The organism is Citrobacter sp. S-77 (assembly GCF_963864895.1).
GTDB lineage: Bacteria > Pseudomonadota > Gammaproteobacteria > Enterobacterales > Enterobacteriaceae > Citrobacter > Citrobacter murliniae.
Genome location: NZ_CAWLWU010000002.1, coordinates 1,019,428 through 1,040,285, shown reverse-complemented (window position 1 = coordinate 1,040,285; position 20,858 = coordinate 1,019,428). Strand labels below are relative to the sequence as shown.

The 20,858-nt window shown below is 51.8% G+C and carries 19 protein-coding genes; 10 read left to right on the top strand and 9 right to left on the bottom strand.

Annotated features, from left to right (window positions below; all coding sequences use genetic code 11):
* Window positions 1–407: 407 nt before the first annotated feature.
* The 3 genes from folD to AACS05_RS05490 all read left to right on the top strand — a co-directional run bounded on the left by folD (window position 408) and on the right by AACS05_RS05490 (window position 2,133).
* Window positions 408–1,274, top strand: a complete 867-nt coding sequence (gene folD / locus AACS05_RS05500; protein ID WP_045440822.1) for a bifunctional methylenetetrahydrofolate dehydrogenase/methenyltetrahydrofolate cyclohydrolase FolD — start codon at window positions 408–410, stop codon at window positions 1,272–1,274.
* A 1-nt stretch (window position 1,275) separates the two neighbouring features.
* Window positions 1,276–1,488 (top strand): ribosome-associated protein YbcJ, encoded by a 213-nt coding sequence (gene ybcJ, locus AACS05_RS05495; protein WP_045440819.1) that lies wholly within the window; start codon window positions 1,276–1,278, stop codon window positions 1,486–1,488.
* Between the two features lie 123 nt (window positions 1,489–1,611).
* Window positions 1,612–2,133, top strand: coding sequence for a metal-dependent hydrolase (locus AACS05_RS05490; protein ID WP_045440817.1), 522 nt, complete (start codon window positions 1,612–1,614; stop codon window positions 2,131–2,133).
* Between the two features lie 90 nt (window positions 2,134–2,223).
* Here the strand turns inward: AACS05_RS05490 and cysS are convergent, their stop codons facing one another.
* On the bottom strand, window positions 2,224–3,609 hold the full coding sequence (cysS, locus tag AACS05_RS05485) for a cysteine--tRNA ligase (protein ID WP_045440815.1): 1,386 nt from the start codon (window positions 3,607–3,609) through the stop codon (window positions 2,224–2,226).
* A gap of 172 nt (window positions 3,610–3,781) precedes the next feature.
* Here cysS and ppiB point away from each other — a divergent pair, with 172 nt between their 5' ends.
* Both ppiB and lpxH read left to right on the top strand, forming a co-directional pair.
* Window positions 3,782–4,276 carry a peptidylprolyl isomerase B gene (ppiB, locus tag AACS05_RS05480; protein ID WP_045440813.1) on the top strand — a complete coding sequence of 165 codons (495 nt, stop codon included), beginning with the start codon at window positions 3,782–3,784 and terminating at the stop codon, window positions 4,274–4,276.
* Between the two features lie 2 nt (window positions 4,277–4,278).
* Complete coding sequence (gene lpxH / locus AACS05_RS05475) at window positions 4,279–5,001, top strand: UDP-2,3-diacylglucosamine diphosphatase (protein ID WP_045440811.1); 723 nt, start codon at window positions 4,279–4,281, stop codon at window positions 4,999–5,001.
* A gap of 294 nt (window positions 5,002–5,295) precedes the next feature.
* Here lpxH and AACS05_RS05470 read toward each other — a convergent pair whose 3' ends face one another.
* From AACS05_RS05470 to AACS05_RS05455, 4 genes are all read right to left on the bottom strand, one after another.
* Window positions 5,296–6,645 carry a GntP family permease gene (locus AACS05_RS05470; protein ID WP_045440810.1) on the bottom strand — a complete coding sequence of 450 codons (1,350 nt, stop codon included), beginning with the start codon at window positions 6,643–6,645 and terminating at the stop codon, window positions 5,296–5,298.
* A gap of 107 nt (window positions 6,646–6,752) precedes the next feature.
* Window positions 6,753–8,720, bottom strand: a complete 1,968-nt coding sequence (gene yjhG, locus AACS05_RS05465; RefSeq protein WP_045440809.1) for a xylonate dehydratase YjhG — start codon at window positions 8,718–8,720, stop codon at window positions 6,753–6,755.
* 10 nt (window positions 8,721–8,730) lie between these two features.
* On the bottom strand, window positions 8,731–9,636 hold the full coding sequence (locus AACS05_RS05460; protein WP_144243052.1) for a dihydrodipicolinate synthase family protein: 906 nt from the start codon (window positions 9,634–9,636) through the stop codon (window positions 8,731–8,733).
* 4 nt (window positions 9,637–9,640) lie between these two features.
* Complete coding sequence (locus AACS05_RS05455) at window positions 9,641–10,429, bottom strand: IclR family transcriptional regulator (protein WP_045440798.1); 789 nt, start codon at window positions 10,427–10,429, stop codon at window positions 9,641–9,643.
* A 660-nt stretch (window positions 10,430–11,089) separates the two neighbouring features.
* On the opposite strand from AACS05_RS05455, the gene purE reads away from it, so the two are divergent.
* Together purE and purK are read left to right on the top strand one after the other, a co-directional pair.
* Complete coding sequence (gene purE, locus AACS05_RS05450; RefSeq protein WP_045440795.1) at window positions 11,090–11,599, top strand: 5-(carboxyamino)imidazole ribonucleotide mutase; 510 nt, start codon at window positions 11,090–11,092, stop codon at window positions 11,597–11,599.
* Window positions 11,596–12,663 (top strand): 5-(carboxyamino)imidazole ribonucleotide synthase, encoded by a 1,068-nt coding sequence (gene purK / locus AACS05_RS05445; RefSeq protein WP_045440793.1) that lies wholly within the window; start codon window positions 11,596–11,598, stop codon window positions 12,661–12,663. The genes purE and purK overlap by 4 nt, the downstream gene beginning before the upstream one ends.
* A gap of 39 nt (window positions 12,664–12,702) precedes the next feature.
* On the opposite strand, the gene AACS05_RS05440 is transcribed toward purK, so the two are convergent.
* The 4 genes from AACS05_RS05440 to AACS05_RS05425 are packed head-to-tail and all read right to left on the bottom strand — an operon-like array spanning window position 12,703 to window position 17,357.
* On the bottom strand, window positions 12,703–13,596 hold the full coding sequence (locus tag AACS05_RS05440) for a carbamate kinase (protein WP_045440791.1): 894 nt from the start codon (window positions 13,594–13,596) through the stop codon (window positions 12,703–12,705).
* Between the two features lie 3 nt (window positions 13,597–13,599).
* Window positions 13,600–14,409 (bottom strand): DUF2877 domain-containing protein, encoded by an 810-nt coding sequence (locus tag AACS05_RS05435; RefSeq protein WP_045440788.1) that lies wholly within the window; start codon window positions 14,407–14,409, stop codon window positions 13,600–13,602.
* 11 nt (window positions 14,410–14,420) lie between these two features.
* Window positions 14,421–15,680, bottom strand: a complete 1,260-nt coding sequence (locus AACS05_RS05430; protein WP_045440786.1) for a YlbE family protein — start codon at window positions 15,678–15,680, stop codon at window positions 14,421–14,423.
* Window positions 15,681–15,689: 9 nt separating this feature from the next.
* The gene (locus AACS05_RS05425) at window positions 15,690–17,357 is read right to left on the bottom strand and encodes an acyl-CoA synthetase FdrA (protein WP_045440783.1); all 1,668 of its coding nucleotides are present in this window, start codon (window positions 17,355–17,357) and stop codon (window positions 15,690–15,692) included.
* A gap of 316 nt (window positions 17,358–17,673) precedes the next feature.
* On the opposite strand from AACS05_RS05425, the gene allD reads away from it, so the two are divergent.
* The 3 genes from allD to allE are packed head-to-tail and all read left to right on the top strand — an operon-like array spanning window position 17,674 to window position 20,776.
* Window positions 17,674–18,723: an ureidoglycolate dehydrogenase gene (gene allD, locus AACS05_RS05420; RefSeq protein WP_045440781.1), complete on the top strand. Its 1,050-nt coding sequence runs from the start codon at window positions 17,674–17,676 to the stop codon at window positions 18,721–18,723.
* A gap of 21 nt (window positions 18,724–18,744) precedes the next feature.
* Window positions 18,745–19,980, top strand: a complete 1,236-nt coding sequence (gene allC / locus AACS05_RS05415) for an allantoate deiminase (protein WP_045440779.1) — start codon at window positions 18,745–18,747, stop codon at window positions 19,978–19,980.
* A gap of 10 nt (window positions 19,981–19,990) precedes the next feature.
* The gene (gene allE, locus AACS05_RS05410; protein ID WP_045440777.1) at window positions 19,991–20,776 is read left to right on the top strand and encodes a (S)-ureidoglycine aminohydrolase; all 786 of its coding nucleotides are present in this window, start codon (window positions 19,991–19,993) and stop codon (window positions 20,774–20,776) included.
* Window positions 20,777–20,858 lie beyond the last annotated feature (82 nt).

Below are 20,858 nucleotides of genomic sequence, written 5' to 3'. Positions count from 1 at the left end.
AATTTATCTTCACGAATATGACAATTCGTCACAGGGATAAATTAAACATTTCAATTAATGAAAAATACCTGCAAATCCTTTAAATGCACCTGGCTAATTCTTAATGGGATCCAGGAAAAATCTGTGTAAAAATACGTTGAATATACTCATAATGGGACGTAACAGTCTGGTTTCTTAAGCATTAACCATGAAAACATCAGGGTGATGAATTGTTTAATTAACGTTAATTTTAATTAGCACGCGCACTATTTATTCCGCTGAATCCTGTGTCTTGCGCCACCCTGCTCTCTGACAGTACTCCCGCAATCGCACGTAAAATCGCAAACGAAAACTGACAGCACGCCCCGCTTCTGACAAAATAGTCACATCCCCTTCGGTTTAACGTAACAGACGGAATCCTCTCTCTGATGGCAGCAAAGATTATTGACGGTAAAACGATTGCGCAGCAGGTGCGCTCTGAGGTTGCTCAAAAAGTTCAGGCACGCTTAGCGGCTGGATTACGCGCCCCAGGATTAGCTGTTGTGCTGGTAGGTAGCAACCCGGCTTCGCAAATTTATGTAGCAAGTAAACGCAAAGCCTGCGACGAAGTGGGGTTTGTCTCCCGCTCCTATGACCTGCCTGAAACCACCAGCGAGGCGGAGCTTCTTGAGCTGATCGATACGCTCAATGCGGATACCACCATCGATGGTATCCTGGTACAGCTGCCGTTACCGGCGGGTATCGACAACGTTAAAGTGCTGGAACGCATTGCGCCGGATAAAGACGTCGACGGGTTCCACCCGTATAACGTCGGACGCCTGTGCCAGCGCGCGCCGCGCCTGCGCCCGTGCACCCCGCGCGGAATAGTGACCTTGCTTGAGCGTTACAACATCGACACCTATGGCCTGAATGCCGTGGTTATTGGCGCATCAAATATTGTTGGTCGCCCGATGAGCATGGAACTGCTGTTGGCGGGTTGTACTACCACGGTCACCCATCGGTTCACCAAAGATCTGCGTCGTCACGTTGAACATGCTGACCTGCTGATTGTAGCCGTCGGCAAACCTGGCTTTATTCCCGGTGAGTGGATCAAAGAAGGTGCAATTGTGATTGATGTCGGCATCAACCGTCTGGAGAATGGCAAGGTTGTTGGCGATGTGGTGTTCGACGATGCGGCTGCGCGGGCATCGTACATCACACCAGTACCCGGCGGCGTAGGCCCAATGACTGTCGCAACACTTATCGAAAACACGCTGCAAGCGTGCGTTGAATATCACGATGTAAAGGAAGTTTAAGATGGCCACATTTTCACTGGGTAAGCACCCACACGTTGAACTCTGCGATTTGCTGAAGCTGGAAGGCTGGAGCGAAAGCGGTGCCCAGGCAAAAATTGCCATTAGCGAAGGGTTAGTGAAGGTCGATGGTGCAGTGGAAACGCGTAAACGCTGCAAAATCGTTGCCGGACAGACCGTCAGTTTTGAAGGTCACAGCATTAACGTCGTCGCGTGATCCCGAGTGCCGGATGCGGTTTACACCTTATCCGGCCAGTTTTCTCCATTGTCAGGTAACTGACTTCATCATCTCTTCACAGTAAACTTCTAACATGTTGTTTTCTCATTCGAAGTGAACCTCATGCCAACCATTATTACCCACGCTGCCGTTCCGATTTGTTTAGGTTTAGGCCTGGGACTCAACGTTATTCCACCACGTTTACTGTTCACCGGGATCGTACTGGCGATGCTACCGGATGCGGACGTCCTGTCATTTAAGTTCGGCGTCGCCTATGGAAACGTGTTTGGCCATCGCGGATTTACCCACTCGTTGTTGTTTGCCTTTGTCGTACCGCTGCTCTGCGTGATGATTGGCCGACGATGGTTTAAAACCGGCTTGATTCGCTGCTGGCTATTCCTGACAGTTTCACTGCTGGCGCATAGCCTGCTGGATTCAGTCACTACCGGTGGCAAAGGTGTAGGCTGGCTTTGGCCATGGTCAGATGAACGCTTCTTTGCGCCGTGGCAGGTGATTAAGGTCGCGCCGTTTGCGTTGTCACGCTATGCCACGCCGTACGGATATCAGGTCATTATCTCGGAACTAATATGGGTATGGCTGCCGGGATTGATAGTGATGAGTTTATTGTGGTGGCGCAGACGTTAAAAAGCCGGGTGGTGACTAACACCTTACCCGGCCTGAGAGCGGCTCATATTTTCCAGGCCGGATAAGCGTCATCGCCATCCGGCAATACGATTATTTACGACGCCAGGTGGTTCCCTGCGGACCATCTTCCAGCACAATACCCATCTCGTTCAGACGGTCACGCGCAGCATCAGCTGCCGCCCAGTCCTTCGCTTTACGGGCATCTAAACGCTGTTGGATCAACGCTTCGATTTCAGCAACTTCACCGTCATCCGCCTGTGCGCCACTTTGCAGGAACACTTCCGGCTCCTGCTCCAGCAGTCCCAGAACACCGGACAGTTTACGCAGATGTGAAGCCATCGCGTTAGCTGCAGCCAGATCTTCGCCTTTCAGACGGTTAACCTCACGCGCCATATCAAACAGCACAGAGTAGGCTTCCGGAGTATTGAAGTCATCGTTCATGGCTTCAATGAAACGCGCTTCAAAGGCTTCACCACCGGCTGGCGCAACGGATTTATCAGTACCACGCAGCGCAGTATACAGACGCTCCAGCGCTGAGCGAGCCTGTTTCAGGTTCTCTTCGCTGTAGTTCAACTGGCTACGATAGTGACCGGACATCAGGAAGTAGCGAATGGTTTCGGCATCGTAGTATTTCAGAACATCACGTACGGTAAAGAAGTTGCCCAGCGATTTGGACATTTTCTCGCGGTCAACCATCACCATGCCAGAGTGCATCCAGTAGTTGACGTATTCACCGTCATGCGCGCAGGTGGACTGAGCGATTTCATTTTCATGGTGTGGGAACATCAGATCTGAACCACCGCCGTGAATATCGAAATGGTTACCCAGCTGTTTGCAGTTCATTGCCGAGCACTCAATGTGCCAGCCAGGGCGGCCCGCGCCCCACGGCGATGGCCAGCTCGGCTCACCCTCTTTGGACATCTTCCACAGAACGAAGTCCATTGGGTTACGCTTCACATCGACCACATCAACGCGAGCACCCGCCTGCAGTTGATCCAGATCCTGGCGCGACAACTGGCCGTAATGCGGATCGGTGGGCACGTCGAACATCACGTCACCATTATCCGCCACGTAGGCGTGACCTTTAGCAATCAGTTGCTCGGTGATTTCAATAATTTCAGCGATATGATGTGTCGCTCGCGGTTCGAGATCCGGACGCAGAATATTCAGCGCGTCGAAATCCTTATGCATTTCCGCGATCATTCTATCGACCAGCGCCACAAAGCTTTCGCCATTTTCATTAGCGCGCTTAATGATTTTATCATCGATATCAGTAATGTTACGCACGTACTTCAGCTTGTAGCCGAGAAAGCGCAGATAGCGCGCCACGACGTCGAAAGAAACAAAGGTACGCCCGTGACCAATATGACAGAGATCGTAAACGGTAATACCACACACGTACATGCCGACTTCCCCGGCATGAATAGGTTTGAATTCCTCTTTTTGGCGCGTCAGTGTATTAAAGATTTTTAACATCGAAGATTCCGTGTAGACGTGTGTGGATAACAAAGCCCTATAATACCTATAAATTGGCCTCGAAGCAGCACACTTTGCAAGGTGATCGAACCTTGCGGTTATGCTATAACAAGCCCCTATATGTGACCCTGACCAGGGTCGAAGCACTACTCTATCGGAACAGGATGCAAAAATGGTTACTTTCCACACTAATCACGGCGATATCGTAATCAAAACTTTTGATGATAAAGCGCCTGAAACAGTTAAAAACTTCCTGGACTACTGCCGCGAAGGTTTCTACAACAACACCATTTTCCACCGTGTGATTAACGGTTTCATGATCCAGGGCGGCGGTTTTGAGCCAGGCATGAAACAAAAAACCACTAAAGAAGCGATCAAAAACGAAGCCAACAACGGTCTGAAAAACACTCGTGGTACGCTGGCAATGGCCCGTACTCAGGCTCCGCACTCCGCGACTGCCCAGTTCTTCATCAACGTTGCAGACAACGACTTCCTGAACTTCTCCGGTGAAAGCATGCAGGGTTGGGGTTACTGTGTGTTTGCTGAAGTTGTCGAAGGTATGGACGTGGTTGATAAAATCAAAGGCGTTTCCACTGGTCGCAGCGGTATGCACCAGGACGTACCAAAAGAAGACGTTATCATCGAAAACGTGACCGTCAGCGAGTAATCGTGGCGACACTGTTTATTGCAGATCTTCACCTCTGCACGGAAGAACCGGCGATCACCGCCGGTTTTCTGCGTTTTTTATCCGGTGAAGCACGCCAGGCTGATGCGCTGTACATTCTTGGCGATCTCTTCGAAGCCTGGATAGGCGACGACGACCCCAATCCCCTGCATCAGCAAATCGCCGCCGCGATAAAAGCGCTGGCTGATTCAGGCATCCCCTGCTTTTTTATTCACGGCAACCGAGATTTTCTGCTCGGCAAACGTTTTGCCCGTGAAAGCGGCATGACCCTATTGCCGCAGGAAAAAGCGCTCGATCTGTATGGCCGAAAAGTATTAATCATGCACGGAGACACCCTGTGCACCGATGATACGGGCTATCAGGCTTTTCGCGCCAAAGTTCACCAACCCTGGTTACAAACTCTGTTTCTTGCCATGCCTTTATTTATTCGCCAGCGTATTGCCGCGAAAATGCGCGCCAACAGCAAAGCCGCTAACAGCAGCAAATCACTGGAGATCATGGATGTGAATCCACAGGCCGTCGTTGCCGAGATGGAAAAACATCAGGTTCAGTGGCTAATTCATGGTCATACTCATCGCCCGGCAGTTCATAAACTGACCGCCAATAAACAACCCGCTTTCCGCGTGGTTCTCGGGGCATGGCACACTGAAGGCTCGATGGTCAAAGTCACCCCAGACAATGTCGAACTGATCGCTTTCCCGTTTTAAATTATCGCGACCATTTGCTGTAACGTTTACTACACAACGTGATAATGCAAAGCAGAAGCGTCCTTCCACAATAATAAAAATGCCCTGTCGTGTTTAAGATAGTGCGTATGGCTGCTTCAGCATCAATATCCAGGCCCCCTCTTTTCCCAACGAAACGACAAAGACACCGACCGTTAAATCTGTGAGTTGGCATATAAGATAAGGCGACAACCAGAAGGTCTGAGTTTTGTCTTGTTGTTGTGAGATACAGGGGAGCCAGTAAACCGGCAAAGCGGTTCACTGGCGAACACACTATTATAAAATAATGCTGGCAACCAGAATAAACAGCAACCCGCATATGGATAATAGGGTTGACATCAGCGTCCATGACAACAGCGTCTCTTTGGTGGTCAGACCGAAGAAGTCTTTGATCATCCAGAAGCTGGCGTCGTTTACGTGGGAGCAAATACAGGATCCCGCACCGGTAGCCAGTGTAATCAAGGCCAGGTTGGTATTAGGATGTACCGCCAGCAGCGGAATGACCAGCCCGGCGGTAGAGATCGCCGCGACGGTGGCAGACCCCAGACAAATACGTAAGAATGCGGCTACGCCCCATGCCATCAGGATCGGGTTGATATCCATGCCCGACACCAGGGTGGAAATATACTGACCGACGCCAGAGTCAATGAGAACCTGCTTGAATGCACCACCACCACCGATAATCAGCAGCAGACCGGCAATACCCGCAATCGCTTTCCCGCAGGAATCCATCAGGTCAGGGATTGTTTTCCCACGGCCCAGTCCCATGGTATAGATCGCAAACAGCAGTGAAATCAGCATGGCGATCGTCGAGTTACCTAAGAACAGCATCACGTTGTAGAACAAGCCTGAGTCCGCGGCGCTTTTGGCATGGGCCATCTGGATGATAGTGACTACCGCCATCAGGATCACTGGCAGCATTGCCGTGAGAAAACTGATCCCAAAGCCAGGCATTTCGCTTTCGCTGAATCGGCGGGTTGCACCCAGGGAGGCAATATTACCCTCTTTTTTAAAGGCGTCCGGAATAATGCGCTGGCAGAATTTATTCAGCACCGGGCCGCAAAGAATAAAGGTTGGAATGCCGACAATAATACCGTATATCAATACCAATCCTACATCCGCACCATATTCACGGGCGATCACCGTCGGGCCGGGGTGAGGTGGTAAAAAACCGTGCGCGACCAGCAAACCGGAGAGCATCGGCACACACATAAACATCGGCGATATTTTGGCTTCACGGGCAATGGCGAATAAAATAGGTACCAGAAGGATTAAACCGACTTCAAAAAAAAGTGCAATACCGACAATAAATGCTGAACAGACTACCGCCCAGTCAAGTTTATTTTTCCCGAAATAATTCAGCATGGTCAGAGCTATTCGCTGCGCACCACCCGCGTCAGCCAGTAATCGACCGAGCATAACGCCGAATCCGAATATCAGGCCAATATGTCCCAGCGTACCGCCAAGACCAGACTCAACCGAGGTTACGACTTTATTCAGTTCCATCCCACTGGCGATGGCGACAGCAATCGAGACAATAATTAAAGATACAAACGTATTAAGCTTAATTTTTATAGTCAAAAGCAGGAGTAAGGCAATCCCTGCCACAACGATAATTAGCGGCATAATGTCCTCTCATTGTAGGGTAACGACCCCTAATAATCTGGCTACGCAAATGATTTATAACGCGTAGTCAAATTATTAGGGTGTCTGGATTTTTTTATTTTTTACTATCAGTTCTTATTAATATAATCTCGCAGCGCAGCACCGATTTTATTCACATCATAAATACAACCCATCCATGTGCCGCCGCTAACTGCCTGGAGCATTGCCCAAAGCCGGGTATCATCGGGCAGTTCAGGATCAGGAAGTAAATCCTGATGACTGAGTCTGGCGTTTAATATTGCTGTTGCCTCCTCCCTTGAGGGTAATTTTTCATCGCTACGGGTTCCGAGGAAATTGACTTCGCCCTGAAGCTCGCGGCAATCAATTTTAATTTCGATAATATCTCCAGTGCGTAATTTACCGACTGGTCCTCCGGCCAGCGCTTCTGGCCCCACATGACCTATACACGCGCCAGTGGAAACGCCCGAGAATCGCGCATCGGTAATCAGTGAAACATGCTTACCGTATGACAGGTGTTTCAGCGCGCTGGTAACCTGGTAGGTTTCCTCCATCCCGGTACCGGAAGGACCAACACCGATAATGACCAGAATATCGCCCGCTTTAATTTTGTCGTGCTTGATATCGTAAATTGCACTTTTCTCGGACAGATAGACCTTCGCCACACCTTTATGGTAATAGACTCCCTGATCATCAATCACCGATGGATCGATGGCTGTGGATTTGATCACTGACCCTTCCGGAGCAATATTACCCACTGGGAAGGTAATTGTTGAGGTTAAGCCACGTGCCTTCGCTTGCTGCGGCGACATGATCACCTCGTCAGCGTCGATCTGTTCTTGTTCGCGCAGTAGTTGTTTGAATCGCTGTCGGCGTTCTGAGTGCTCCCACCAGTCCAGGTTCTCCTTCAGTGTACTGCCGGTTACAGTCATAACGTCTTCATGTAGCAATCCAAGATTGCGCAAATGCAGCATCACTTCTGGCACACCGCCCGCCATGAAAGCATTAACAGTTGGGTGGTAAATAGGGCCATTGGGCAGCACACTCACCAGTCGGGGCACCCGCTTATTGATGCGGATCCAGTCGTCAACGGTTGGGATATGGCAGCCTGCCTGATGGGCAATCGCCGGGATGTGGAGCAGCAGGTTTGTCGAGCCGCCAAACGCCGCATGGACAGTCATCGCATTCTCAATCGCTTTATCGGTGAGTATCTCCCGGGTGGTAATGCTTTGCTGGCACAGGTTCAACGCCGCCCTTGCGGAAGCTCTGGCGATCTCCTGCCACACCGGCTCACCAGAAGGGGCCAATGCCGAGTGCGGAATCGCCAGCCCCAATCCTTCGGCCACAACCTGCGATGTCCCGGCAGTACCCAGAAATTGACAGCCACCTCCGGATGAGGCACAGGCCTTGCAGCCGGCACGGCGTGCGTCCTGTAGTGATAACTCACCATTAGCAAAGCGTGCGCCTATGGTCTGCACCTTACCGTTATCTTCCCCATCTCTTGCAGGTAGCGTCGCACCACCAGGCACCAATACCGTCGCTTTATCATGCTGCGCGGCGAGTGCCATCATGGTAGCCGGAAGCCCCTTGTCACAGCTAGCCACGCCAATGACTGCTTTCACATCGGGCAGAGAGCGGATAAGACGGCGCATCACCATTGAGGCATCGTTACGGTACGGTAGCGAATCAAACATCCCGGTCGTGCCCTGCGTGCGTCCATCACAAGGATCGGAGACATACACAGCATAGGGCAAGGCACTGTTCGCTTTAATAACCTCAGCCGCCGCTTTCATCTGGATATCCAGCTCGTAGTGCCCCTGGTGCAGCGCCAGTGCAACAGGCTTACCGTCTGCGCCGCGTAAGCCACCGAGCGTACTGAGCAGTAAAATACCATCCCGATCCAGCTCATCCGGAGACCAGCCCATTCCGGCATTCATGGTCATACCAAACAGATCCCCACTCGGGCGGTTGATTAACATCTCCGCCGTCAGCGGCAGTTCACCATCAGGGCCATTGGCGTGCGTTCTGACGGTGTAGATATCGTGACTCTCGTCAGCAAAAATATTGCGTACAGACATGAGATTCTCCTCAGACCGGTAAAATACCCTGCGCAACCAACAGTGCATGGACTTTTTCTTTGGCTTCTTCTGACACCTCAAGAATTGGCGGCAAGCAATAAGTCTCTACTGGTAACCCTACGCATTGCATACCGTATTTGATTAGCGAGACAAACGGCGTTTCCAGAGCGTAAATAGATGGCAGTTGCAGTAGCTTTTTGTTCAGGTTGGCGGCGGTTGCCAGATCACCTTCGCGCCAGGCACGGTAGATACCAACGGAGAGTTCCGGTGCAAAGTTAGCACTGGCTGAAATCGCGCCGTCCCCCCCTAACAGCAAGGTGTTCAGTAAATGGTCGTCATAGCCGCAAAATACAGAAAACGACGGGCGCACTGACTTAACTGCGTTAATCATCGTGCGCAAGTGACCGACACTGTCGATGGTGTCTTTGATGCCAACGATATTCTCATTTTGCAAGGCCAAACGTTTCACTGTCTCCGGGGTTAAGTCCTGGCCCGTCAAATCCGGAAAGTTGTACAGGATTACCGGCAAAGTGACGCTACGAGCGATCTGCTGGTAATAGTCGTCAAGATTTCGTGACGCGACCTTCCAGTAGTAAGGGTTGATGGCGACGACACCGTCAGCACCGCAGGATTCGGCATGCCGCGCCAATTTGACCGCTTCATCAGTGGAAGGCGAACCGACGCCAATCAATACAGGAACCCTCCCACCAACAACGGATATGGCTTCTTCGGTGAGCGCCATGCGCTGGGCGGTATTCATCTGGCTAAATTCACCACCGGTGCCAAGGTAAAACAGCCCGTCGACTCCTTTATTAATCAGGAAGTCGGCAACCTGGCGCATTGCCGTTTTATCAATGGTTCCGTCACGATGAAACGTACTGGATACCGGTGGAATAATGCCGCTGAATTTTTTCATTACTTCAATTTCCTTTTCGTAAATATTCATTTTCGCTTATGTATCCCAGTCCATATGATATTTGCCCGGCACACTTTCGGAGCAGTTCCAGATAACCGTCGATCTTATTTCCTGAGTAAACCACCGGATCGCCTGATAGCGAGATCGCATAATTAACCCGGTTATACATATTGAATACAGGCATACTTAAACATACTGCACCATAGGTCGATTCTTCGTTATCTATGGCCCATCCCCGAAGCCGCGTTTTTTGCAGTTCTTCCAGAAATAATTTTTTATCAGTAAATGTATTGCGCGTATGTGGAGTCAACGTAAGAGCATCTAAAAAATAATCCAACTCTTCTCTCGTTTTCCAGGCCAATAACGCCTTACCCAGTGCGGTAATATGTAATTCAAGTTTTTTGCCAATCCAGCTTTTGCTGGTCGGCACCGAATCCGGGCTTTCAATCTTGTCAAGATAGATAGCAGAATAGCTCTCCATCGCGCCCAGATGACAAACCAAGCCGCTTTTCAACGACAGCTCCTGCATTGGCCGCTTCGTCACTTCAAAAATATTCTGGCGGTGCAGTGCCTGACATCCCAGTTCGTAGTTTTTAATCCCCAGTGAATAATGGCCATTTTTATTTTTAATTAAGAAGCCACATTCCACCATCACATTCAATAAATTAAGCAGACTACTTTTGGGATACTGAAATTTTTTTAATAATTCCATATAACTTGCCACACCTACCCACGCAATATGGGTTAATATTTTTTCAGCACGGACTAATGAATTACACCCTTTGCGAACCATAATGGTTCCCTCTTGCTATTGGAATAAATGATATCGGCATTGTGTAGTGGAAAATATACCTTGTTCAACATGCTGAACCGTAATAAGGCGATTAAATGTGATCCTGTGCTCAATTTGAATAGCAGAATTATCGTACCGACATTCGGTGAATGCGAATGGATACCAAATACGAAATTGTGTTATCAAGGCATGGTGGCGTGTGAGCGACTGAAAGAACGGTCCGCGGGTTGCACTATTCATAAAAAATTGTTTTTACAGGGTCGGTATCTTTAGCACTGCTACTTTTGTAAGCGATACCGCTGGAGAATGTCCGCTTCGCGCCCCACGATGACACCTTTATCTACGCGCTTCTCAAAAAAGAGTGGAATGAAGTAACTAAGCCACCGATATATGCACGCTCCTCGCCGATATAACGAAGAAACGCACTTTGACCAGCGGCTAATAACAAAACCCAATGCTTCAATAATCGAAAATCTGCCACTTCCCTACAGCCCAGCGTAACGACCTGTTTGACCATGAAAAATCTCCCAGTAAACCCTCCAGGGGATTACATCCAGGCGTTAACATTTCGCTGCGCAACCGTTTTCCTTGCTTGTATATCATGCTATTCTCTCTCGCCTCGAAAGCAGTGTGTTTCGCACCACAGGAGTTTTAAGACGCATGTCTTCCCGCAATAATCCGGCGCGTGTCGCCATCGTGATGGGGTCCAAAAGCGACTGGACTACCATGCAGTTCGCCGCCGAAATCTTCGAAATCCTGGATGTCCCGCACCACGTTGAAGTTGTCTCTGCTCACCGCACCCCCGATAAACTGTTCAGCTTCGCCGAGAGCGCAGAAGAGAACGGCTATCAGGTGATTATTGCCGGTGCAGGTGGTGCAGCACATCTGCCTGGCATGATTGCGGCGAAAACGCTGGTACCTGTTTTAGGTGTTCCGGTACAAAGTGCTGCCCTGAGCGGCGTAGACAGCCTTTATTCCATCGTGCAGATGCCGCGCGGCATTCCGGTTGGCACGCTGGCGATTGGCAAAGCGGGCGCAGCAAATGCGGCACTGCTGGCGGCGCAAATTCTGGCAACCCACGATAAAACGCTACACCAGCGTCTGATCGACTGGCGTAAAGCGCAAACCGATGAGGTGCTGGAGAACCCGGACCCGCGAGGTGCGGCATGAAGCAGGTTTGCATACTTGGTAACGGTCAGCTAGGACGCATGTTGCGTCAGGCAGGCGAGCCGTTGGGCATTGCAGTCTGGCCTGTTGGCCTGGATGCCGAACCTGCGGCCGTCCCCTTTCAGCAAAGCGTGATTACCGCTGAAATTGAGCGCTGGCCGGAAACCGCACTCACTCGCGAGCTGGCCCGCCATCCGGCGTTTGTTAACCGCGATGTGTTCCCGATTATTGCCGACCGTCTGACGCAAAAGCAGCTTTTTGACAAGCTCGGCTTGGCGACCGCACCGTGGCAACTGCTGGCGGATAATAGCGAGTGGTCTGCAATATTCGACAAACTGGGCGAACTGGCAATCGTGAAGCGTCGTGTCGGCGGCTACGACGGTCGTGGTCAGTGGCGTTTACGCGTCAATGAAACTGAACAACTTCCAGACGACTGCTACGGCGAATGCATTGTCGAACGAGGCATAAACTTCTCAGGTGAAGTGTCGCTGGTGGGCGCTCGCGCTCATGACGGCAGCACAGTCTTCTATCCGCTGACCCATAACCTGCATCAGGACGGCATTCTGCGTACCAGCGTGGTATTTCCGCAAGCCAATGCGAAACAGCAGGAACAGGCTGAAGCGATGTTGTCCGCTATTATGCAGGAATTGGGCTATGTCGGCGTAATGGCGATGGAGTGTTTCATCACCCCGGAAGGCTTGCTGATTAACGAACTGGCCCCGCGCGTACACAACAGTGGGCACTGGACGCAAAACGGCGCCAGCATCAGCCAGTTTGAACTGCACCTGCGCGCCATTACCGACCTGCCATTACCCACGCCGGTAGTGAACAATCCTTCGGTCATGGTGAATCTTATCGGTACTGACCTGAACTACGACTGGCTGAAGTTGCCACTGGTGCACCTGCACTGGTACGACAAAGAAGTGCGCGAAGGCCGTAAGGTCGGTCACTTGAACCTGACGGACAGCGATACCGCTCGCCTGAGCGCAACGCTGGAAGCACTCATTCCCCTTCTGCCGCCGGAATACGCCAGTGGGATTATCTGGGCGCAAAGTAAGCTGAAGTAAAACGAAACGGGTGTCGTCTATTCACGCCACCCGTAATAATTACATGCTGATACAGGTGCCGGCTTTGCCTGCAAGCGTGTCCTCAATACGTGACAACGCGCCAATCCAGGCCGGTTTGCCACGCCGCTTCACGTACCCGCTTACCGCTGTCACCTTCGGCCCCATCGCCCCATCCGCTTTCGCAAACGGAGCCAGTTCATCGGGAGAAGCCTGGCGAATAGCACGTTGCTGCGGCGTCCCCCAGTTCTCATACACGGCATCTGCATCGGTCAGGATGACCAGACCATCTGCATCAATCTGTTCAGCCAGCAACGCCGCTGCCAGGTCCTTATCAATGACCGCTTCAGACCCGACTCCTTCGCCAGTGACGGGCACGCCGCCCCCCCCGCTGCAAATCACCACATGCCCTTCTTTAAGTAAGAGCTTAATGGCATCACTTTCTACGATCTGGCGAGGTTCTGGCGAAGCGACAACACGTCGCAGGTATTTTCCGTCACGCTTCATATGCCAGCCGTAGGTAGCTTCCAGTTGCGTTTGTTCTTCGGGCGAATACACCGGGCCGATAAATTTTTCCGGTGACATAAACGCAGGATCGTCCTCGGACACCACAATACGGGTTAACACCGTGGTGACTGGCGGCATCTCCGGTTCTGCGGTCAGGCTCTGGGCCAACATATAACCAATCATGCCCTGCGTCTCGGCCACCAGCACATCTAATGGATAAGGCTCGACCTCCTTCCAGGCAAGATTCTGTAACGACAGCAGGCCAACCTGCGGCCCGTTGCCATGTACGATAGCCAGGCGGTACGAGCGCGCCAGACGCGCCAGGGCGGGTACGGCGCTGGCAATATTACGATATTGATTTTCTGCCGTCAGCGCCTCGCCGCGCTGCAATAATGCGTTGCCACCAAGAGCAACAACCAGCGTTTTCATTCCCTATCCTTCTATGATTTGTTGTCCAATCCAGAACCCCAACAGGGTGTCTGCGCCGGAGGTATGCCCAAGCGCCAGCAGCGAATTTATCGCTGCGTCCAGCCTTTCCTGGCGACGCAGAGCATGGGTGAAGTGGAGTAAAGGTGAAGCAAAGTACCCTAGCGCCGCGTAGCGCAAATAGGTCACGCTAACCACAGTCGTCGCCTGCTCAAGGTTGCCGGAATCATCAAAGAAACGGTGCCCGGAGTTCTTATTTAGCGCGCCGAAATACCAGGCCGCCAGCAGCATACCGGTCAACGTGTCATCATGACTGGGCGTTAAACCGGGCCCTTTGCCTAACCACTGCCGCCAGTCTGTCGGCAACCCCGCAAGCGCCGAGAAGAAGCAGTGGCGGAACTGACGTAGCTCGGGGCACAAAGGCAGGTTTGCCGCCAGCATTAATGGCCCGAACAATCCCGTTTCCTCGCCGCGATCCATCCAGGCGAGTGCAAGGCGCGGGGAATGTGGGCGGTAAGTTATTCTCAACGAACAGCAGCGCCGCGGCTGGCACAGCAAAAATGGCCCCAACTGGATCCCCCCAGGGACAGCCAGAGGGGTTTCACTCCCACGTAACGCCGTACGCAGCGCATCAAAGTCATGCGTACGGATCACCCATCCTCCCGGACTAAAGCCGCTCCCCTGGCGGTGCAACGTCAACAATGCGCCGCTTTCGGCCACAAGATTAATCGCGCGCCGCCAGATGCCAGACAACTGCCATGACTGGCGAAAATCCGCAGACTGCTGGCTGCCCAGCAGAGGATGGATGATCATCATGCGCGCCCCTTTTAGCTAATGCCCATGCTTTCAGCCAGCGCTTCCAGGGCCAACTCAAAGCAGGCCAACGGCGCACGGACGGTTCCCGCGCCAATCTGGCCAATACCGGCCTCTTTATGCGCAATACCGGTATTGATCAGCGGTGTAATCCCTGTTTCGACCACGCGACGGATATCGAGCCCCAGACAGGCCCCCTGGAAATCCCAGCCGGGGATCTGCAATTGCATATTGCGCTCCAGGTAGATTTCCGCCATCTCTTCGGAGACGGATTTTGCGGCTTCCATCCCGCCTGCACCGACAAAACGCGTTACGCCTGGTGCGGCGATCATCGCTGCTCCGCCAATGCCAAACGTTTCGGTGATGGCGCTATCGCCCATATCCGGGTTGGCCTGCTCCTGCGAAAAACCAGTAAAGAACAGTCCCTGCGGTGTGTTAACAGGTGCAGTAAACCAGCGATCGCCAAGTCCGCTCACGCGAATACCGAACATGTCGCCATTACGGGTCATCGCCGTCACAATACTACCAGAACGCACCTGCGCTCCGGCGTCCATTGCCGCTTTGCAGTAAGCCATCGCCAGGTTGAGGAAAAACTGGTCGGTTACGCTAAGAAAATCCATCACCTCAGCAATCTGCTGCTTATCATGTTCCAGGCGGGCAATTAGCGGCGCCAGCGTACGCATCAACAGGGCTGAAGAGGCAATGTTGCGCTGATGGAACTCATCGCCCATCGTAATGCCCTGCGCCATCATGGCGGTCAGGTCAATACCCTGCTCCAGGGTGCTCAGCGCTGCGCTTAAGACCGGCATCAGAACATCACGCATCCAACGTAAACGCTGCTGGACATCCTCTCCATACGCGCCGAAACGCATCACCTTGCCGATACCTTCGTTAAGGTTGCAGTAAGCCCGATTCCCTTCAGTGATGTTTTCCACCACCAGCATCGGCATGCTGGCAGAAGTGATCCCGCCCATTGGCCCCACGGCATTAACGTGATGGCAAGGTACAAAATTGACTTTTCCCTGCTCCAGTAATGACAGCGCACTCATTTCATCATTGGCCCACCCTTCAAAAAGACATGCACCAATGCAGGCCCCTTTCATCGGGCCGGTCATCTCTTGCCAACGCATTGGCGGTCCCGCATGAAGCAGCGTTTTTCCTTCATTGAGTTCGCTGATTAACAAGGACGCGGGTTGCACATCCAGCCAGTGCGGACGCGCACGACGAATTTGTTCGATTACTGCAGCATTGGCTTGCGCCACTGATGTAAACATTGGAACCCCTTATTGCAAACGTTCTAATAAACGAGCCAGTTTTTTATTACCGCCAGCGACAGGCGCCCACTGGTAATGCACCACCGGCTTTTCTGCCGCCTGTAAATCCAGCGCAAAACTGCGTAACCCGGCATTAATAACCGCTACGTTTTCCAGTAGCGAAGGTGCGGATTGATGAGATAACGGTTGAGATGGTCGAATCAGTTCGGCGGCAAGCAGTGTTGCCTCAGGGAGCGAACTCACCACGGCAATTCCGGCATCTTCCAGCGTAGCGATTTGCAATGAACGACACTGCGGGTCACCTTCTGTGCCGGTCACCGTCGCAATCGCAATCAGCGGTTGCTCGATGTCTCGGGCAGCACATGCCTTTTGCCAGGCCTGAACCAGTGACGCAGCCGGATCTACCGTCGCCCCGTAGCCAATCACGACATCTACCAGTAGCACCCGTATCTGCGGCTGCGAGCCGAGATCCGTAATAAGCTGATTACGTAACGCAGGGTCGATCATCGGATGCGGCCGCCCGACGGTGTAAAAATCATCCCCCAGATCGATAATCTGATGCCCGGCAGCATCCAGCATCATGCCGTGATGATGCTGCGCATCCGTAGCAACGTTCAGGTGTGCGGCCAGCAGTCCCGCGGCTTCGGCAGCCAGCGTTCCTCCGGTATACAGCCCTCGAATCAGCCCATCTCCCGTGCCAGCAAGCGCACAGCGTCGCGCCTTGACGCGCGCCAGTAAACAGGCGAGACGGGCCGCATCATCAAGGGTCGATGCAAACCAGACGTTCTCATCACGGTTCGCAGTGCAGGTGTAACCTAAAAACAGGGCCACAACGGGTTTTCCCGTGGCTTTCATCGCCGTGACAATACGCTGACGAACCGCTTCCGCCGGTGGTTTAGACACAAAAGCCAGCACCTGGCTTTTATCATCTGCACCGAGCATCTCCAGCGCGGTAAATGCGCTAATCCCCCCCACCTCAGCGCTCAGGTCGCGTCCGCCCAACCCGATGGCGTGAGTGATGCCTTCCCCAGCCAGCGCTATCTGTGAACAGAGCTCCTGGATCCCTGTGCCGGAGGCGCCTATCACACCAATATTGCCTTCCGGCATTACGTTGGCAAAAGCCAGCGGCGTACCGGCGATCATGGCGGTTCCGCAATCCGGTCCCATCACCAGCAGACCTTTATCTTGTGCGCGGCGCTTGAGATTGATTTCATCTTCCAGCGTGACGTTGTCGGAGAACATCATGACGTTCAGGTTACGATCCAGCGCTTGGTTCGCCAGCTCTGCCGCGTATTCGCCAGCAACAGAAATTAACGTCATATTCGCGTCAGGCAGTTTCTGACACGCGCTTTCCCAGCGTCTGACCTGCAGAAGCGTTTGGCTCCCTCCGGTTGCCTGCGCCAGCTGCTGCAGCGACTCATCCAGTTGTTGCAAAATCGCCTGCGTAATACTCTCATCCGCCGCTTCAGTACGAATAGCCACGCAAATATCATTCGGCGTCGCCTGATTAAAATCGTCATGCCAAAACCCGGTCGTTTCCAGCAACGATCTATTCGCCGGCGTTCCCATCATGACCGATACATCGTCTACATTTTCGGACTCACTCAGCTTGCGTGAAATAATCATTAAACTGACAGAGTCCTGAAAACACCCTTTTTTAATAAAGGCGTGGATCATAACAACCCCTTAATAATTGCACCCATGGCAATTGCACGAGTAGTGTTAATGTGGAACTCAAGGTATATATCCAACATCACAAATAGAGTGACTAGCATCACACACAGATTATTAGCAAAAGAATTTTAATAACCACAGGAGGATTACATGTTATTTTTTAACGGCATTATTTATTTAAAAAGAAATGGCAAATCAGTACCGATTATCAAATAAATTCTAACTATATTTTTTTGTGTGTCTGGATCACATAATCTATTTATATTCCCGGTATGTTAACGGCAGTCATGCTTCACACCGTCGTTAAAAAGGAAGACAGATGAAAATCAGTCGGGAAACACTCCACCAGCTTATCGAGAATAAGCTTTGCAAGGCCGGACTAAAACGTGAGCACGCCGCAACGGTTGCCGAGGTATTGGTGTATGCAGATGCCAGAGGTATTCACTCTCATGGTGCCGTACGCGTTGAATACTATGCCGAGCGCATTTCAAAAGGCGGCACCAACCGCGAACCCACATTTCGTTTTGAAGATACCGGTCCCTGTACAGCGATTTTGCACGCCGATAATGCCGCCGGACAAGTCGCAGCAAAGATGGGTATGGAGCATGCAATTGAAATTGCCAAAAAAAATGGTGTCGCCGTTGTCGGCATTAGCCGAATGGGACACAGCGGAGCCATTTCTTACTTTGTGCAACAAGCCGCTCGCGCAGGCCTGATTGGCCTCTCCGTTTGCCAGTCCGACCCGATGGTCGTACCGTTCGGCGGCGCGGATATTTACTACGGCACCAATCCGCTAGCCTTCGCCGCACCAGGGGAAGGCGACGATATCATGACCTTTGATATGGCAACGACGGTGCAGGCCTGGGGCAAAGTTCTGGATGCTCGCTCACGCAATGAACCGATCCCGGATACCTGGGCTGTCGATAAAGATGGCGCGCCTACAGCCGATCCTTTTGCAGTCAATGCGTTGCTTCCCGCCGCCGGACCAAAAGGCTATGGTCTGATGATGATGATCGATGTGTTATCCGGCATCCTGTTGGGATTACCGTTTGGTCGCCAGGTCAGTTCTATGTATGAAGATCTACATGCCGGACGTAATTTAGGCCAACTGCATTTAGTGATTAATCCCGAGTTTTTCTCCTCCAGCCAATTATTTCGTCAGCATCTCAGTCAAACCATGCAAGAGTTAAATGCTGTTACTCCTGCACCTGGTTTTAAACAGGTTTATTACCCCGGACAGGATCAAGATATTAATCAACGCAATGCTGCGGCCCATGGCGTCGACATTGTTGACGATATTTATCAATACCTGATTTCCGATGTTCTCTATATCAAGTCATACGAAACAAAGAATCCCTTTGCACAATAATTATTGAAACAGGAATTTCATATGATCAACCATTTTCGTCACGCAATAGAAGAATCCCTTCCCTGGCTCTCTTCCTTTGGCGCAGATCCTTCCGGTGGGATGACGCGCTTGCTGTATTCGCCAGAATGGCTTGAAACACAACAGCAATTTAAAAAGCGTATGGATGCCAGCGGCCTGGAAACGCGCTTTGATGAAGTGGGCAATTTATACGGTCGCCTGCGCGGGAGCGAATCCCCGGAACAGGTCATTTTAAGCGGCTCGCATATTGATACCGTCGTTAATGGCGGCAATCTTGACGGCCAGTTTGGCGCGCTGGCGGCGTGGTTAGCGATTGACTGGCTTAAGACTACCTACGGCGCGCCGCTGAAAACGGTCGAAGTGGTCTCCATGGCAGAAGAAGAAGGCAGCCGCTTCCCGTATGTCTTCTGGGGCAGTAAGAACATTTTTGGGCTGGCGAATCCCGATGACGTCCGCGACATCCAGGACGCCAAAGGCACACGTTTTGTTGATGCGATGAACGCCTGCGGCTTTACTCTCCCCGCCGAACCGCTCCACGCTCGCACTGACATCAAAGCCTTTGTTGAATTGCACATCGAGCAAGGGTGCGTACTTGAAAGCAATGGTCAGTCCATCGGGGTCGTCAGCGCGATTGTTGGACAGCGTCGCTATACAGTAACGCTGAACGGCGAATCCAACCATGCGGGTACAACACCGCTAAGCTACCGTCGCGACACCGTTTACGCCTTCAGCCGTATCTGTAGCCAGTCGATTGAGAAAGCCAAAAAACATGGCGATCCTCTGGTACTGACCTTTGGCAAAGTTGAGCCGCAGCCAAACACTGTCAACGTGGTGCCAGGAAAAACGACCTTCACCATCGATTGCCGTCATACCAACGCCGAAGTGCTGCGTGATTTTACTCAGCAACTGGAAAATGACATGCGCGCCATCTGCGACGAAATGGATATCGGCATTGATATCGATTTGTGGATGGACGAAACGCCGGTTCCGATGGATAGCAAACTGGTCGCCACCCTCACCAAACTGTGTGAAAAGGAACAGCTGAACTATCGCGTGATGCACAGCGGCGCGGGCCATGATGCGCAGATTTTCGCGCCCCGTGTGCCGACCTGCATGATATTCATGCCCAGCATTAACGGTATCAGCCACAACCCCGCTGAACGCACAAATATTAACGACCTTGCCGAAGGGGTCAAAACTCTGGCATTAATGCTTCATCAACTTGCCTGGCAGAAATAAGGAGTCAACAATGGGATATCTGAATAACGTCACGGGTTACCGCGATGATTTACTGGCTAACCGCGCAATTGTAAAACACGGTAACTTCGCCCTCTTAACCCCCGATGGACTGGTTAAAAATATCATTCCGGGTTTTGAAAACTGTGACGTCACCATCCTCTCAACGCCAAAACTGGGCGCGTCGTTTGTTGATTATCTGGTGACGGTACATCAGAACGGGGGCAACCAGAGCGGTTTCGGCGGCGAAGGCATTGAAACGTTCGTTTATGTTATTTCCGGCAAAATTGAGGCAAAAGCGGAAGGTAAAACATTCGCTTTAACGCAGGGTGGATATCTGTATTGCCCGCCAGGCGAGCTGCTCACCTTTAGCAATGCCCAGGCTGAAGACAGCCAGCTGTTTTTATACAAACGTCGTTACATACCAGTAGCGGGCTATGCGCCTTGGCTGGTCTCCGGTAACGCCAATCAGTTAGAACGCATCCATTACGAAGGCATGGATGACGTGATTCTGCTGGATTTCCTGCCTAAAGAATTGGGCTTCGATATGAATATGCACATTCTGTCGTTCGAGCCGGGCGCCAGCCACGGTTATATCGAAACGCACGTCCAGGAACACGGGGCTTATATTCTTTCAGGCCAGGGCGTTTATAACCTCGACAATCAGTGGATCCCTGTGAAAAAAGGCGACTACATCTTTATGGGCGCTTATTCCCTGCAGGCCGGATACGGCGTGGGTCGTGGAGAAGCATTCAGCTACATCTATTCCAAAGATTGCAACCGGGATGTTGAGATCTAACGGCGTACAGCCCGCCTGATACTTTTTTATTTAGCTATGTTGGGTTTTGCCACGGTATATACCGTGGCTTTTTTTATGCTTA